This is a genomic window from Dictyobacter kobayashii, from assembly GCF_003967555.1.
GTDB classification, from domain to species: Bacteria; Chloroflexota; Ktedonobacteria; order Ktedonobacterales; family Ktedonobacteraceae; genus Dictyobacter; species Dictyobacter kobayashii.
This window is the reverse complement of record NZ_BIFS01000001.1, coordinates 5,481,559-5,494,745: the sequence shown is the minus strand read 5'-3', so window position 1 is coordinate 5,494,745 and position 13,187 is coordinate 5,481,559. Positions and strand designations below refer to the sequence as shown.

At 56.4% G+C, this 13,187-nt stretch carries 10 protein-coding genes; 6 read left to right on the top strand and 4 right to left on the bottom strand.

Annotated features, from left to right (window positions below; genetic code table 11):
• Positions 1-212 precede the first annotated feature (212 nt).
• The gene (locus EL645_RS24295) at positions 213-422 is read right to left on the bottom strand and encodes a hypothetical protein (protein WP_136625280.1); all 210 of its coding nucleotides are present in this window, start codon (positions 420-422) and stop codon (positions 213-215) included.
• 162 nt (positions 423-584) lie between these two features.
• Between EL645_RS24295 and EL645_RS24290 the strand changes: the two genes are divergently transcribed.
• Positions 585-983 carry a DUF302 domain-containing protein gene (locus tag EL645_RS24290; protein WP_218031990.1) on the top strand — a complete coding sequence of 133 codons (399 nt, stop codon included), beginning with the start codon at positions 585-587 and terminating at the stop codon, positions 981-983.
• Positions 984-1,092: 109 nt separating this feature from the next.
• On the opposite strand, the gene EL645_RS24285 is transcribed toward EL645_RS24290, so the two are convergent.
• Positions 1,093-1,602, bottom strand: coding sequence for a GNAT family N-acetyltransferase (locus EL645_RS24285; RefSeq protein ID WP_126554348.1), 510 nt, complete (start codon positions 1,600-1,602; stop codon positions 1,093-1,095).
• A gap of 426 nt (positions 1,603-2,028) precedes the next feature.
• Here EL645_RS24285 and EL645_RS24280 point away from each other — a divergent pair, with 426 nt between their 5' ends.
• Entirely contained in the window at positions 2,029-4,167 is a 2,139-nt protein-coding gene (locus EL645_RS24280; protein ID WP_246035458.1) for an APC family permease, read from the top strand.
• 58 nt (positions 4,168-4,225) lie between these two features.
• On the opposite strand, the gene EL645_RS24275 is transcribed toward EL645_RS24280, so the two are convergent.
• Positions 4,226-5,188, bottom strand: coding sequence for an acetyl-CoA carboxylase carboxyltransferase subunit alpha (locus EL645_RS24275; RefSeq protein ID WP_126553020.1), 963 nt, complete (start codon positions 5,186-5,188; stop codon positions 4,226-4,228).
• A gap of 297 nt (positions 5,189-5,485) precedes the next feature.
• On the opposite strand from EL645_RS24275, the gene EL645_RS24270 reads away from it, so the two are divergent.
• The 4 genes from EL645_RS24270 to EL645_RS24255 all read left to right on the top strand — a co-directional run bounded on the left by EL645_RS24270 (position 5,486) and on the right by EL645_RS24255 (position 12,162).
• Positions 5,486-8,236, top strand: a complete 2,751-nt coding sequence (locus EL645_RS24270; RefSeq protein ID WP_126553018.1) for a HEAT repeat domain-containing protein — start codon at positions 5,486-5,488, stop codon at positions 8,234-8,236.
• 129 nt (positions 8,237-8,365) lie between these two features.
• Entirely contained in the window at positions 8,366-9,355 is a 990-nt protein-coding gene (locus EL645_RS24265; protein WP_126553016.1) for a hypothetical protein, read from the top strand.
• 563 nt (positions 9,356-9,918) lie between these two features.
• The gene (locus EL645_RS24260; protein ID WP_126553014.1) at positions 9,919-11,247 is read left to right on the top strand and encodes a phytoene desaturase family protein; all 1,329 of its coding nucleotides are present in this window, start codon (positions 9,919-9,921) and stop codon (positions 11,245-11,247) included.
• 30 nt (positions 11,248-11,277) lie between these two features.
• The gene (locus EL645_RS24255; protein WP_126553012.1) at positions 11,278-12,162 is read left to right on the top strand and encodes an RNA polymerase sigma-70 factor; all 885 of its coding nucleotides are present in this window, start codon (positions 11,278-11,280) and stop codon (positions 12,160-12,162) included.
• 42 nt (positions 12,163-12,204) lie between these two features.
• Here the strand turns inward: EL645_RS24255 and EL645_RS24250 are convergent, their stop codons facing one another.
• Positions 12,205-13,149 carry a zf-HC2 domain-containing protein gene (locus tag EL645_RS24250; protein WP_126553010.1) on the bottom strand — a complete coding sequence of 315 codons (945 nt, stop codon included), beginning with the start codon at positions 13,147-13,149 and terminating at the stop codon, positions 12,205-12,207.
• Positions 13,150-13,187: the final 38 nt, after the last annotated feature.

Genomic DNA, 13,187 nt, shown 5'->3' with positions numbered 1-13,187 from the left:
ATGCTGTGAGCTCAAAAAGATAGCTGCAAAATACTTTTCTTGTTGATTTTTCGAACATAAAGATTAAAAGCGGGGGCAAGCCCCGCACGTACAGATCGTGTTTCTTGTTGCGTACAACACGCTGGCGACCATAAGAGACATACGCGTTTCTTAGCTGGCTTTCTGGAGCCCCGGCATGATCCTTTTCTGGCCTTGACGAGCGCTCATCAGTGCTACGCCTGGGTCAGGGCTACCTGTTGTTGGATGGCGGTGTGTAGTTGCTGGAAGTCTTCGGTGACCTCGGGCAATGCAATCTGGGTCCCGCTGTGGCTGACCATGACGCTGGGCGACAATAAATGAGAGATTTCATCCCAGCGCACCGCCAACAGCCCCCCGTTGGTCGGCGTTATCAGCCCATTGGTATAGAGATAGACCTTTTCCATGGGCACTTTGTGAACCATGTCCCTGAAAATAAGAAAACACAGCTGATCCTGCAGCATATAACGAGGTAGAGGATGGTACAATGATGATAGACAATGAAATATTTGTAGATTTTGCCGCAGGAACTCTGCTTCTTGTGGAAGATGAAAGAGGAAAAACACATAATGAGTACTCCAAATAAGGCGGTCCCGCCAACATCAGTTGAGGGTGTTATCACTAAAGCGAGCCCTCACTCGGTTGAAGAGACGCTGGAGCGCCTGGAGGATATCATACGAAATCATGGAATGCGCCTGTTTACCCATATCAATCATAGCTGGGAGGCACAGCAGGTTGGCTTGAAGATGCAAGAGGCCCATGTGTTAATCTTCGGCAATCCTAAAGCAGGTACGCCTATCATGGTTGCCTCACCACTGATCGCGCTTGAGCTTCCGCTTAAAGTGCTGGTCTGGCAGAGCGACGACGACCATGTCTGGGTTAGCTATCCAAGCGTCACCGACCTGGCTAAGCGCTATGCCGTTCCCAGGAGCTGGCCAGCAATCTCGCCGGTATCGATGGCCTGGTAGACGCGGTGGTACAGCCCTAAAAGCCAGTCCAAGGCGCGTCTACGTAATAATGAGCACTGTCCTGGTAACTTTTAACCGCAGGTAACGCTTGCCAGGCGGGTTTATGTACCTATTCTAGCCGGAGCAGAAACTCTTCCGTCTCCGCATTGCGCGCATTGGCAAAGCCTTTGCCCTCGCCAATACGCGTAAAACCGTTTTTTTCCAGGACACGCAGCGAACCAATGTTGTCTTTAGCAGCGCGACCATACAGAGGGCGCTGCTTAACCACGTCTAAAAGGAAGGCGGCCAGGGCCCTGGTGGCAACGCCTCTGCCCCAATAGGACATACCAATCCAATAGCTGACCTCTGGGCCTTCCAATTCCTCATCTCGATAGCTAAAAACGTGGCCAGCCACCTGGCCATCGATGAGGATCGTGCGTATGGTACCGCTCTTATTCTGTAAGATCCTGCTCCAGTGCTCCATGAACGCATCTTTGTTGGTTGGATCTTTAGCCGTAAAGGCAGCCATGTGGTTCGCCTCGGCGTCCAGTTGCTGCTCAAAGAAGACGGGCAGGTCGCTCGCTGCCACAGCCCGCAGGCTCAAGACATAGCTCCCAGAATTGGAGCGCGCACTCTCCATATTATTCACTTTGCCTCCTTGCGCCACATGGCGTATCTTCAATCGTCAAAAAGCAGTAGTACTTCTACTTCATATAAGGTCCTGACCACATTTTAACAGAGCAAATACAAAAAGTAAAGAACATTAGTTCTTATCGCAAGACTTTTTCATGTTCTTCTGTGGCGCCTGCGGCGCCGGGTTGGGAGTGTGGAGAGTGTGTGGTCGGCGCCTGCGGCCGCCGACCACACACTCTCCACACCATGAAAGAATGGACATCTTATCGCGGGGAAGAAGAGTGAATTTTTAGTGTGCCTTGAGCATTATCGCTTATATTTTTAGTGCGCCCTGAGCGGGCTGGCTTATACAATGATATATATAATAGGGTGGTTGTGAGCGTTTTTGATAATAGAGATAAATAACAGATTGGTTTCAGGAGGGAGTGAACGGATGAATCCGCTCCACGCATCTGAAGATAAGCCTGAGCGAGAACCAGGCCAGCAGACCGGGCCAGCGACGGCAGATGATTTCGATGTTATTTTGCTCGGTCCAATGGAGGAGCGTCCGGGTAGTCGGTTGGGCGATAACCGGGTGCGCATGGTGCTACCTGCCAGACAGCCATTTCATCGTTTGCGGGAAGGTACGCTGGAAGCGACTGAGTCGGCCGAGATTCCGCAGGGGCGTATACAGCAGGCGACGTACTGGCTGAAGCGGGCGTTGATCGGTGTGCCGATCGCTACGGCGCGCGCCGATCAGGAGCGCCTGACCAAATTTAAGGCCCTGGCGGTGCTCTCCTCGGACGCTATTTCGTCGGTTGCATTCGCCACCGAGGCGATCTTGATCAATCTGGTGGCCGCTGGCTCGGCCGCGCTGGTCTGGACGCTGCCGATCAGCCTGGTTATCCTGGCGTTGCTGGTCATAGTTACGCTATCCTATCGCCAGACCATTCCTGCTTATCCCAATGGCGGTGGCTCCTATATTGTGGCACGCGAAAACCTGGGCACGATTCCAGGCCTGGTCGCAGCCGCCGCGCTGATGATCGATTATGTGTTGAATGTCGCGGTCTGTGTCGCCGCTGGCGTGCATAATGTCGTCTCGCTCTTCCCCTCCCTGCAACCTTATGTCATTTTGATGGACCTGGCACTGGTCGTGGTGATGACGGTGCTCAACTTACGCGGCGTGCGCGAATCCGGTACCATCTTTGCCCTGCCAACCTACTTCTTTATTGTCAGTGCATTACTGCTGATCGGCGTGGGCCTGACGAAGGCCTATGTCTTTAACCATCAGCCTTTGATCGGACACTTTGTGCCGACCGTCCAGGCGATTGAGCCGCTGACGATCTTTGTATTGCTGCGCTCATTTGCCACTGGCTGTTCAGCCATGACCGGCGTTGAGGCCATCTCCAATGGTATCCCGATCTTCCGCAAGCCGGAGACGCGCAATGCTTCAATTACGCTGACCTGGATGGCCTGTATTCTGGGCACGCTGTTCCTGGGTATTACGCTGCTGACCATGACCTATGCGGTACAGGCCGAACCCTCGGGCAACCCGACGGTCATCGCCAAGATCGCCAGCGACGTCTTCACGGGTCCTCTGGTCTTCCTGTTCCCGATCTTTCAGTTGTCTGTCCTGGGTATCCTGACGCTCTCGGCGGAGACCAGTTATGCCGATTTTCCCCGGCTGGCCTCGCTGCTGGCACGCGATAAGTTCTTGCCCTCTATGTTCTCATTCCGTGGCGATCGCCTGGCCTTTAGCTCTGGCATCATCGCGCTGGCCGCGCTTTCGGCACTGCTGCTGGTCGTCTTCAAAGGCGACACCAACTCCTTGATCAACCTGTTCGCCGTGGGTGTCTTTATCGCCTTTACGCTCTCACAATCGGGCATGGTCATCCACTGGTGGCGGCTACGCGCCTCTCAAAAAGGCTGGCTGCGCAGCATGATCATCAACGGGACCGGCGCCCTGACCACGGCCATAGTCGCCCTGGTGGTGGCCACCATGAAGTTCCTGGAGGGGGCCTGGATCGTGGTGATCCTGATTCCTGTGATGGTCTGGCTCTTCCAGAGCATTTCACACCACTACCACCTGGTGGAACAGGAGCGCACCTTTGATCTGCCGTTGCGACCTCAGGATATTCATCACCGCGTCATTGTGCCGATTGATCGCCTGGATCGCGCGACTATCCAGAGTCTGGCCTACGCGCGCTCGATCGCCAACCACGTCACCGCCGTGCATGTGGATACCGACGAAGAGCACACGAACCAGTTGCGGGCCGACTGGGAGCGCTGGCAGAAGCATATCCCCGAAGAAGAGGGGATACACCTGCTGATTATTGCCTCGCCCTTCCGCTCGCTGGTGCGACCGCTGCTCGCCTATATCGACGTCATGCACCAGCGCCATCCCGAGGATATCCTGACCGTCATCCTGCCCGAGTTCGTCGTATCACACTGGTGGGAATCTCTGCTGCACAACCAGACCGCGCTGCGCCTGAAGTCGTCCCTTCTCTTCCGACCGGGCATCGCGGTGCTCAATCTACCCCAGCACCTGCGCCACAACATGCCGTCCGGGGCGGCCCACAGCGAACGACCTTAGCTTACTGGCTGCGGGCGAGAAGGGTATAAGCGGTCGCGAGGGCCGCTTATACCGGTTATTATTCGGTGTAGGTGCCGACGGGGCCGATGCTACGATATTTCTGGTAGCGTTGGGTGAGTAGCTCGTCGGTCGTGTGCTTTTGGAGCTCGGTGAGGTTGCTGAGCAGCGCTTCTTTGAGGATTTTGGCCGCCTCTTCATAGTTCTGGTGGGCACCCCCCAGGGGCTCGCGAATCAGTTCGTCGATGATGCCAAGCTTTTTGAGCTGGCGGGCACTGACCTGCATGGCTTCGGCCATGGTGGCGGCGTGCTTGGCGTCGCGCAGCAAGATGGTGGCCGCGGACTCGGGCGAGGCAACGGAGTAGTAGCTATTCTCAAGCATCAAGATACGATCGCCGATACTGAGGGCGAGGGCGCCACCACTACCACCTTCTCCGATGACGACGGCAATGATCGGTACACGTAACTGGGCCATTAAATACAGGTTAGCGGCGATCGCCTGGGACTGGCCGCGCTCCTCGTCGTCCAGGGCAATCGAGGCTCCCGGAGTATCGACCAGGCAGACCAGTGGCAGCTTAAATTTCTCGGCCTGCTCCATCAAGCGGTGCGCCTTACGAAAGCCTTCGGGATGGGGCTGGCCGGCGTTCCGGTCGCGCCGCTCCTTCATCTCGCGCCCCTTCTCCTGACAGAGGAACATCACGGTCTTATCGCCCAGCTGTGCTGGACCACCGAAGATCGAGGCGTTTTCACCATAAGCTCGGTCACCACGCAACTCAAAAAAATCGTCACAGATCAATTTTACATAATCGATAGAATGTGGACGACCAGGATGGCGCGCCACCTGGACCGTCTGCCAGGGTGTCAGGTGCTCATAAATCTCTTTCGTCGTCTGCTGCAGCCGCTGCTTCAGCGAGTCCAGGTTCTTAGACTCCTCAGGCTTCAGGCGTTCGCCCTTTTTCTGCAATGCTTGAATCTGCCGATCCAGATCCGCCAGCGGTTTTTCAAAGTCCAGAGTATAGGCCATATTCTCAGTTCCTTTTTTAAATGTAGAGGTACTCTCCAAGAGTATAGCAGAGAAATTCAAGAAGATTCAAGCGCGCCCTCAATGACACAGGGCTTTTTTATTCTCCTCTTTGGCGCCTGCGGCGCCGGGTTGGGAGGGAGGAGTGTGTTTGCCGGGCGGCCGCGGCCGCCCGGCAAACACACTCCTCCCATGAAATAATGTTCATTGACAGGTCATGCATTCCCAACTATTATAGTTAAAATAGATAAACTCATACATATAAATATGTGAGCAATTATGTGACGGAGAAGATCACTTATGACACCTGAGCTATTACTTCAGGAATGCGCGACGATGACGCATGCGGGCCGGATGTATCGGATGGTTGAGGTTGGTCGGCTGGCCGTTACATACTTACGGCGACAAAGCGCCCGGCTTACAGCGCGGGACATGCCATTCGTACACCAGGTCAATATGGTGCTGCCCACGCTGAGCGCAGTTGCACCCGATCTGGCCCTGGAACTGGTGCGTACGACTATCAAACACACGCCCCTGGGACAACTCAATATAGCGACCCTGCTACAGAAGCGTCCACGCGAGATGGCTGACCTGGTCCTGGCCGCCGATGAGATGGTCCCAGCCAATTTTAATGCGGTGGCCCACAAGTTGGATACCGAGAGGCTGGTGGCGCTGGTTACGCACCGCTCGCTACTGCTCAACAATCGCAGCCTCAAACGGCTTGCTCCGTCACAGCGACTGGCCATTTATAGGGTCAGTGAGCGTGGCTGGCGCAACAATGAAGGTATCCTGCGCTATGAAATTGTGGAGCTACTGCCTGCCGAGCAGCGTATGCAGGAGGCGCGCCGCCATCTGGAGTTGCCAGCCCTGGCGACGCGTCCGCAGGTACGCCTGCGCTACACGGCCTTTCTGCCCTGGGATGAGGCACGGGCGCTACTGGATAGCGCGCTACGCTCCAACGAGGCCGAGCTGCGTGCCCTGGCACTGCAAACGCTGCTCGCGGCCACACGCTATCAGGCAGCCTATCTGCCAGATGCGCTGCAGCTGATACGCAAGCGCCGCTATGAGCAAGATCCGGTGCGCCTGGCGATGTTGACAGCGCTGGCCGAACTACCTTATGGGCGCTGGCGCGAGGAGCATCTACCCGAGCTGGCCCAGATTATCCGCGATGCCCTGGATGCCGCGGACCTTTCAACAGCGACAGCCCGTGCCATTGGGAAAATGGTTATATACCTGCTTCCATACTATCCCGCATGGTGTGCCGCGCAACTGGCCATCGTCTACCGTGAACGCGGTCTGGTCACTGGTTATCAGCTTGACCATATCATTTCTGATGAGGATATGCATCATATCGCGCCCGCGCTCCTGCCACTGCTACAGGCCTGGCAGGAACGTGAAAAGGAGCAACACCTGCTGACTCTGGGCCTGATCTTTGGGCGCCGCCTGCGCGTCTTTGACGAGCTGGTAGCTATCCTGACGACCCTGCTTGAGCAAACGCAGAGCCTGAACGTAGCAAGCACGATCACACATCTATTTGAGCTGCACCGGCATGAGCGGCTGCTAGAATTAGTTCCTACATTGCTGGCGCGCGATGAGAGCTATGTGATTATCCCGGCGGTCTATAACTGCCTACACCGTCACCGCCAGGACCTGCTGACATCCTACCTGGGTCAGAGAACCTACAAGGGCAAATTCACCACGGGACAGGTCCATATCGTGCTTAACCTGCATGATGGCTTCTATCGCTGGACACCAGAGCAGCAAGATATCTTTGCCCATACGCTATTAAAGCTGGCCAGCGATGATGCCCAATCAACACCGGTGCAGCAAAATACCATCAGGTGCCTGGCTGCGATGCCGGCCATTGATCCAACATTCGTGATCCAATTTGCCAGCGATCCACGCCCCCAGGTTCGCGATACAGCCCTGCGCGCCCTCGGCAAGCTCGATGCCGGCCAGGGTGTGCCGGTCCTGTTTGAGGCCCTGAACGACGAGCGTGCCCGCGTAGCCATCTACGTCTTGCGCCGCATCCTGCTCGCCATGCCCCCGCAAGAGGCGCTGGCCCGCTTGCGCGCCATGCCGCTCAATCAGGTAACGGTAGGCAAGGAGATCGTGCGCCTGATCGGGGATCTCGCGTCAGAGGAGGCTTACCAGGAACTACTGTTGCTGGCACAGCGCGAGCTACACCGGGATGTCAGGGTGGCCTTGCTGCGTGCGCTATGGCCGTACCTGGAACGGGCCGAGACCTGGGAAATACTGACACAGGCGGCACAAGCACCTGAAAGCGCCCAGGCCCTTGGCGTGATCAATATTCCGGTCAATGGCATGTCGCTCACTACCCAGCGGCGGCTCACCAATCTCTTCACCATCTTGCTAGCCCATCCTGATCCAGAGGTGCGCATCGCTACCTTGAGACGCTGCGCCTCCTATCCTTTCCGCGACCCTGAACACACCCTGCATGCTCGCCTGCTCCAGATGATGCAGTCAGAGCTACCCGATGAGAGCACGACGGCGGCCAACGCGATCTTTGCCATCTATACCGGCAACGACATTGCCCTGGTAGGCAACGCCGTACGCCGGCTGCTCAATAACCGCCATGCCTTACACAACATCATCGAGTCCTTTGTATCCAGGCTCTACTACAATCGCAAACACCAGCTACCAACAGCACAAGCCATCCAGGCCGTGCTGGCCCGGGACCCGCTGACCATTTCCCTGCGCCTCAAAATCCTGTGCTGGAGCTTTCCCTGGCCCGAGGTAATTCAGAGCTTGATCGCGCTGGCTCCCGAGCTGCATGCCGACGCCCTGGTCAGCGCCGAAAGCCTGGTTAACCAGCTAAGCCGCCGCCCTGATGCCAACCTCGCCGAGCTGGAGGCGGCCCTGGCTAATCAGGCCGATGAACGCCTGCGCCGCCTTGCGCTGGCTGCCCTGCTTGCCCAGGCCAGACAGGCCAAAGGCTGGAGCGACGAATACATCCAACGCCTGCACACCTACCAGCGCGATAGCTCAGTGCTGGTGGCCGAGAAAGCCCAGTTCACCTTCCCGGTCTGACAACGCGGGTGACATGTGATACGGGTGAGATATAGCAGAAAATGGATGAGATATATCTGTGACCTCTGGAGTTTATCTTTATAGTAGGGAAAATGTTTTATCGCCCATAGTTAAAAAAGGAGGTTTGCTATGTGGAGCAACATTGTTGATGCGAAAAGCATAGCAAAACGCGCTACCTGGTTAGGGTGCAGAGTTGCATTGCCGCTTCTACTTGCACTCTTGTCTCTTGGCTTCGTTACAACGAGCACAGGGCATGCTAGCCCTTCTGCTCCACTTCTACCGGCGGCGGTTTCCAGCCAACGTGCTGACTCTGCCCCCGTGATGGAAGAATTTAATGGCGTGTTATATATCGGCTGGACGGGCAGGAATGGGGCTCATAACTTGAACCTGATGGCCTACAATCCATCCACAAGCAGCTTTAGTGCGGCCCAGGTACTGACCGATACCACCATCGTGGGTGCGGGACCCAGCTTGAGTAATTTTTATAACAATCTGTACGTTGCCTGGCTGGGAACAGACCATCGACTCAATGTTGGTCGCTATAACATGGCCAACCCCTCTGTTCTAGCCAACAAAGTGACGCTGGATGAGCACTCAACCAATGCGCCCGCGCTGACCGGCTTTAATGGTCGCCTGTACCTGAGTTGGAGAGGCACCGACGGACGCCTGAACCTCATGTCTTCGGTCGATGGTAGCACCTTCGGCTCAAAGATTACCTACATTGCTGCGCTCAAGACCAGCCCGTCGTTGGTCAGTGCAAATATGTACATGCTGGTATTCTGGGAAGAGATGAACGTCAACTCTAATATTGTAGTTGGGCGCTATGATCCGCAGAATCCAATGAACCTGAACCCTCTGGTCACCCTCGCCTCGACAAGCCAGCTTCCAGTTGGCGTGGCGCAAGCAGGTGTGCCAGAGCCATACGCCAGGATTGCCTGGCGCACCGGCAGTGACGCCCATATCCGCCTGGGCCTCTACGAAAGCAGTTCCTTTATTCACAACCCTGTATACACCACCCAAACTACCCCCTATACGCCAACCCTGTTCAACGGCGCCTACCTGTGCTGGACCGGTACGGATGCAGCCCAGAGCGTCAATGTAGCCTCGATACACCTCTAACCACCAGCGGTGAATAAAGACCCGGCTCCTTTCAAGGAGCCGGGTCGATGTTATTACCCGATAAATTCTATTTTAAATCAAAACAATATCCTATGCAACAATAACAACGAATTGTATAGGTTCGGGGCTTGCCCCCGATTTGCCGCCCCGGTAGGGTGGCCCGGTATCATCGCCGCTCGGCCCCTCGTCACTGAGACCTCGGCCTACGCGGTGCCCAAAAGCAGCGTCCGTGTTTGGGCACCGCGTAAAGGAAAGGGTTATGCCACGGAGGCACCTCATTGCTGGGATACCGGGCCACCCTACCGGGGCGGCAAATCGGGGCAAGCCCCGAACCTATACAATTCGTTGTTATTGTTAATTTTTCGAGCATGGAAAGATTAAGCGGTGAAAAAGAACCACACGCACAGATCGTTGTTATCGTTGCCTTCGATGGATGGCAGGTCCTGATCCAATTTGTATGAAAGTTAGCCGCCAATCAACGACATGCTGTCACAAACAGCGCTGCCTTTCCGTCTAGTTTGCGATAAATTTCTTGCTTAGCAAATGAAAGAAGGATTTGCACGATGGATACAGCTAAATTGCAGCAAGCAGATGTTTTGATTGTTGGCGGCGGCCTGGCGGGTCTGAGCGCGGCCTGCTATCTGGCCCGGTCTGGTGCTTCTGTCAGGCTATACGAGAAATCAACGGGACTGGGTGGGCGCGCCTCCACCACAAACTACGATGGTTTCCTGTTGAATCGCGGGGCCCATGCGCTCTATACAGGTGGAGCTGCGGAAGAGGTGTTGCAAGAACTGGCGATCCCTTATAATGGCCATAAACCCGGGAGTCTGTATGTGTTGCGCCAGGGGAAGCTGCATGTGTTCCCAGCCAGCGTGGGATCGCTGTTGCAGACAAGCCTGCTGAGCTTCAGGGATAAGCTGGAACTGGGGCGCTTTTTTAGCAAGCTGCCTACCTTGAAAACTGAGGAGCTGGCCCGCGTGAGTGTTAATTCGTGGCTACACGAAACGATCAAACGCCCACGGGTACGGGAATTCTTGACGATGTTTGCCTGTACCAATGTGTATAGTTCGGCGCTGGACCTGGTAAGCGCGGAGGTGCTGGCCTATAAGCTACAGCTCTCACTCAAACATCCAATCCTGTATATTGATGGGGGCTGGCAGACGCTGGTGGAGGGGTTGCGCCAGGCAGCCGTGCGAGCGGGGGCACAGCTTATCAACAATTGTCGGGTTGAGGCCGTGGAATACACTGCGGGCCAGGTGCAGGGTATTCAGCTTGCCAACGGCCAGCGCGTACAGGCAAAAGCGGTGATTATCGCGACCACGCCCCAGGAGGCACTCAAGCTGGTCGAAGACGGGTCCTACGCGCCCCTGCAACAGATTGTACAGGACCTGCTGCCAGCCCCTGTGGCCTGCCTGGATCTGGCCCTGAGCCGCCTGCCCGACCCAACCCATCCAATTGTTCAGGATACAGCGGGACCGCACTTCATGACGTCGCAGTCGCTCTATGCCAGGATCGCACCGGAGGGCGGGGCCGTCATCCATACCTTCAAGCTGCTGGACCCGACTCGTCCCAGTGAGCCACAGGAGGATGAGCGCGCGCTAGAAAGGTTACTGGATAGCGCTCAGCCGGGCTGGCGCGAGCTGGTGCTCAAACGCGTCTTCCTGCCCCATATACAGGCGGTTGGTATGCTGCCGACCGTGGCCAGCGGCGGCTACGCGGGACGCCCCGGACCACAGGTACCCGGTATCCACAATCTGTTGCTGGCCGGTGATTGGATCGGGGCAGGTTTTCTGGCGGATGCCAGCCTGGGCAGCGCACGCCAGGCGGCCCGGCTGCTACTACAGGAGGGTCGCCTGAACACAAGGATCGAAGCAATAAGTGTGTTACAATAAGGTGGCACATAAGTCTATAGGGATGCGCAATTGAACGTTCACGACAATATCGAGCAGACATTTAATCAATATCGTTTATTGCTGTTCTCAATCGCCTATCGCATGCTGGGTAGCGCCACCGATGCCGAAGATATGGTGCAGGAGGCCTTTGTACGCTGGATGCAGACGAGCCAGGAAACGGTACAATCGCCTAAGGCCTATCTCTCAACGGTGGTGGTGCGGCTCTGCATCGACCAGGAGCGCTCGGCCAGGGTCCAACGTGAAGTCTACGTCGGGCCCTGGCTACCCGAACCCTTGCACCTGGAACAATATCCCGACCTGGGCCAGGGCGCGCTGCTGGACGAATCGCTCTCCTATGCCTTCCTGATCATGCTGCAGAAACTGGGTCCACTGGAACGAGCGGTCCTCTTGCTGCGCGACGTCTTCGATTATGAGTATGCGGAGATCGCAGCGATGGTAGATAAAAGCGAGGCCAACTGCCGCCAGGTGTTGCGCCGGGCCCACCAGCATCTAGAGCAGGACCGCGCCCGCTTCGCGGTCTCGCAAGAACAACAGGAACGCCTGACCAGCCAGTTCCTGAGCGCCAGCCTCAATGGCGACATGCAGGGACTGCTGAACCTGCTCGCGGAAGACGTCGTCTTTACCGGGGATGGAGGGGGCAAGGTGCGCGCTGGACTCAAGCCGGTTAGCGGCGCCGACAAAGTGGCGCGCGGCATGCTGGGTGGCCTGCGCTTTATGCCCGCTGGCGTGCAAGCTCGTATCGAGGAGATCAACGGTCAACCGGCCATCGTTGGCTACCACGACAACCGCCCATACGGCGTGATCCTCCTTGAAGTGCTTGGCACACGCATCCAGCGCGTCTACACCATCCTCAATCCCGACAAACTACGCGCCCTGACACCACAGCCCAGGTAGGGACACTCACATTCTGGTTCCGGAACCATTATGTATCGGCGGCTAGGAATGGATCTTCCCGCTGCGCCAGAGCGCGATGTCGCGGTTAATGAATGTGACATAGTTCCTGTGTGCCTGGTCCTGCTGATTCTTGACGGGCGCATACACCGCAATGATCTGGTTGACCGTGGTTAGTTTATTGCGAACCACATAATAATCATGGATCAGCTTATACCAGGCCGCAAAACCCTCTTCCCAGTTCGCAAAATGGGCGTAGCCACCCCTCTTTTTATCTACACAGGGATAATCTGGTATGCAGCGCAGGTTGCCCAGCGAGTGCGTATAGTTGGCCTCGCCAAACCGACCAAAAGTGCTTTCATGATGGAAGAAGGCCAGGGCCACCACGGGATCAATTTGATACTGGACCCCGAGATCGTAGAGGGCCTGTCCCTTGCCGGCGGCGGGCGAGTGGTAGTAGGTCAGGATGGCATTGATCTGTTGGGCGCTGATGGTGGGTTTGCCTACCACGTTAAAACCAGCAGCAGGAATGGAGCCGGGTGCCGCGGGTAGCGGCGTAGGCCGGGTGACTACAATGGCGGGCGGGCTAACGGGATGAGAGATGACCAGCGAAGCCACAAGCACACAGAGCAAGATAGTGGCACAGGCGAGCGCTTTAAAAATAGTGGCTCGGGCACGCCGCGCCTGCCGCCTGGCCTGCATGGCTTTTCGACTCAGGATTATGCCAACAGGGACGGGAAACGCTTCGCTGCCTGGTTCATCCATGTCAGCGGCCACAAAAGCAGCCCTTGGGACCGGGCGAATGCCACTCATAATGGAGTCAAGTACACGTTGCGCGAGGACGTCGTTTTGCGCCTGGACGGCCGCACAGGCGGGACAGCCAGCCACATGGGCATCCAGTTCAGCTTGTTCGCGTGCAGAAAGAGTATGGCGATGGCTGGCAGCCAACTTTTCAGCCCAGGCGGCACAAGGTTTCACAGCCTTCTTCATTAAGGGGAGCAACCTTTCTCTGTTCGTATTCAACCATC

Bases quoted from the DNA above. Each gene is read 5' to 3' on its own strand.
- EL645_RS24260 (WP_126553014.1), top strand. From the start codon at position 9,919: ATGGATACAGCTAAATTGCAGCAAGCAGATGTTTTGATTGTTGGCGGC.
- EL645_RS24295 (WP_136625280.1), bottom strand. From the start codon at position 422: ATGGAAAAGGTCTATCTCTATACCAATGGGCTGATAACGCCGACCAAC.
- EL645_RS24275 (WP_126553020.1), bottom strand. From the start codon at position 5,188: ATGGCCTATACTCTGGACTTTGAAAAACCGCTGGCGGATCTGGATCGG.
- EL645_RS24265 (WP_126553016.1), top strand. From the start codon at position 8,366: ATGTGGAGCAACATTGTTGATGCGAAAAGCATAGCAAAACGCGCTACC.
- EL645_RS24250 (WP_126553010.1), bottom strand. From the start codon at position 13,149: ATGAAGAAGGCTGTGAAACCTTGTGCCGCCTGGGCTGAAAAGTTGGCT.
- EL645_RS24280 (WP_246035458.1), top strand. From the start codon at position 2,029: ATGAATCCGCTCCACGCATCTGAAGATAAGCCTGAGCGAGAACCAGGC.
- EL645_RS24270 (WP_126553018.1), top strand. From the start codon at position 5,486: ATGACACCTGAGCTATTACTTCAGGAATGCGCGACGATGACGCATGCG.
- EL645_RS24290 (WP_218031990.1), top strand. From the start codon at position 585: ATGAGTACTCCAAATAAGGCGGTCCCGCCAACATCAGTTGAGGGTGTT.
- EL645_RS24285 (WP_126554348.1), bottom strand. From the start codon at position 1,602: ATGGAGAGTGCGCGCTCCAATTCTGGGAGCTATGTCTTGAGCCTGCGG.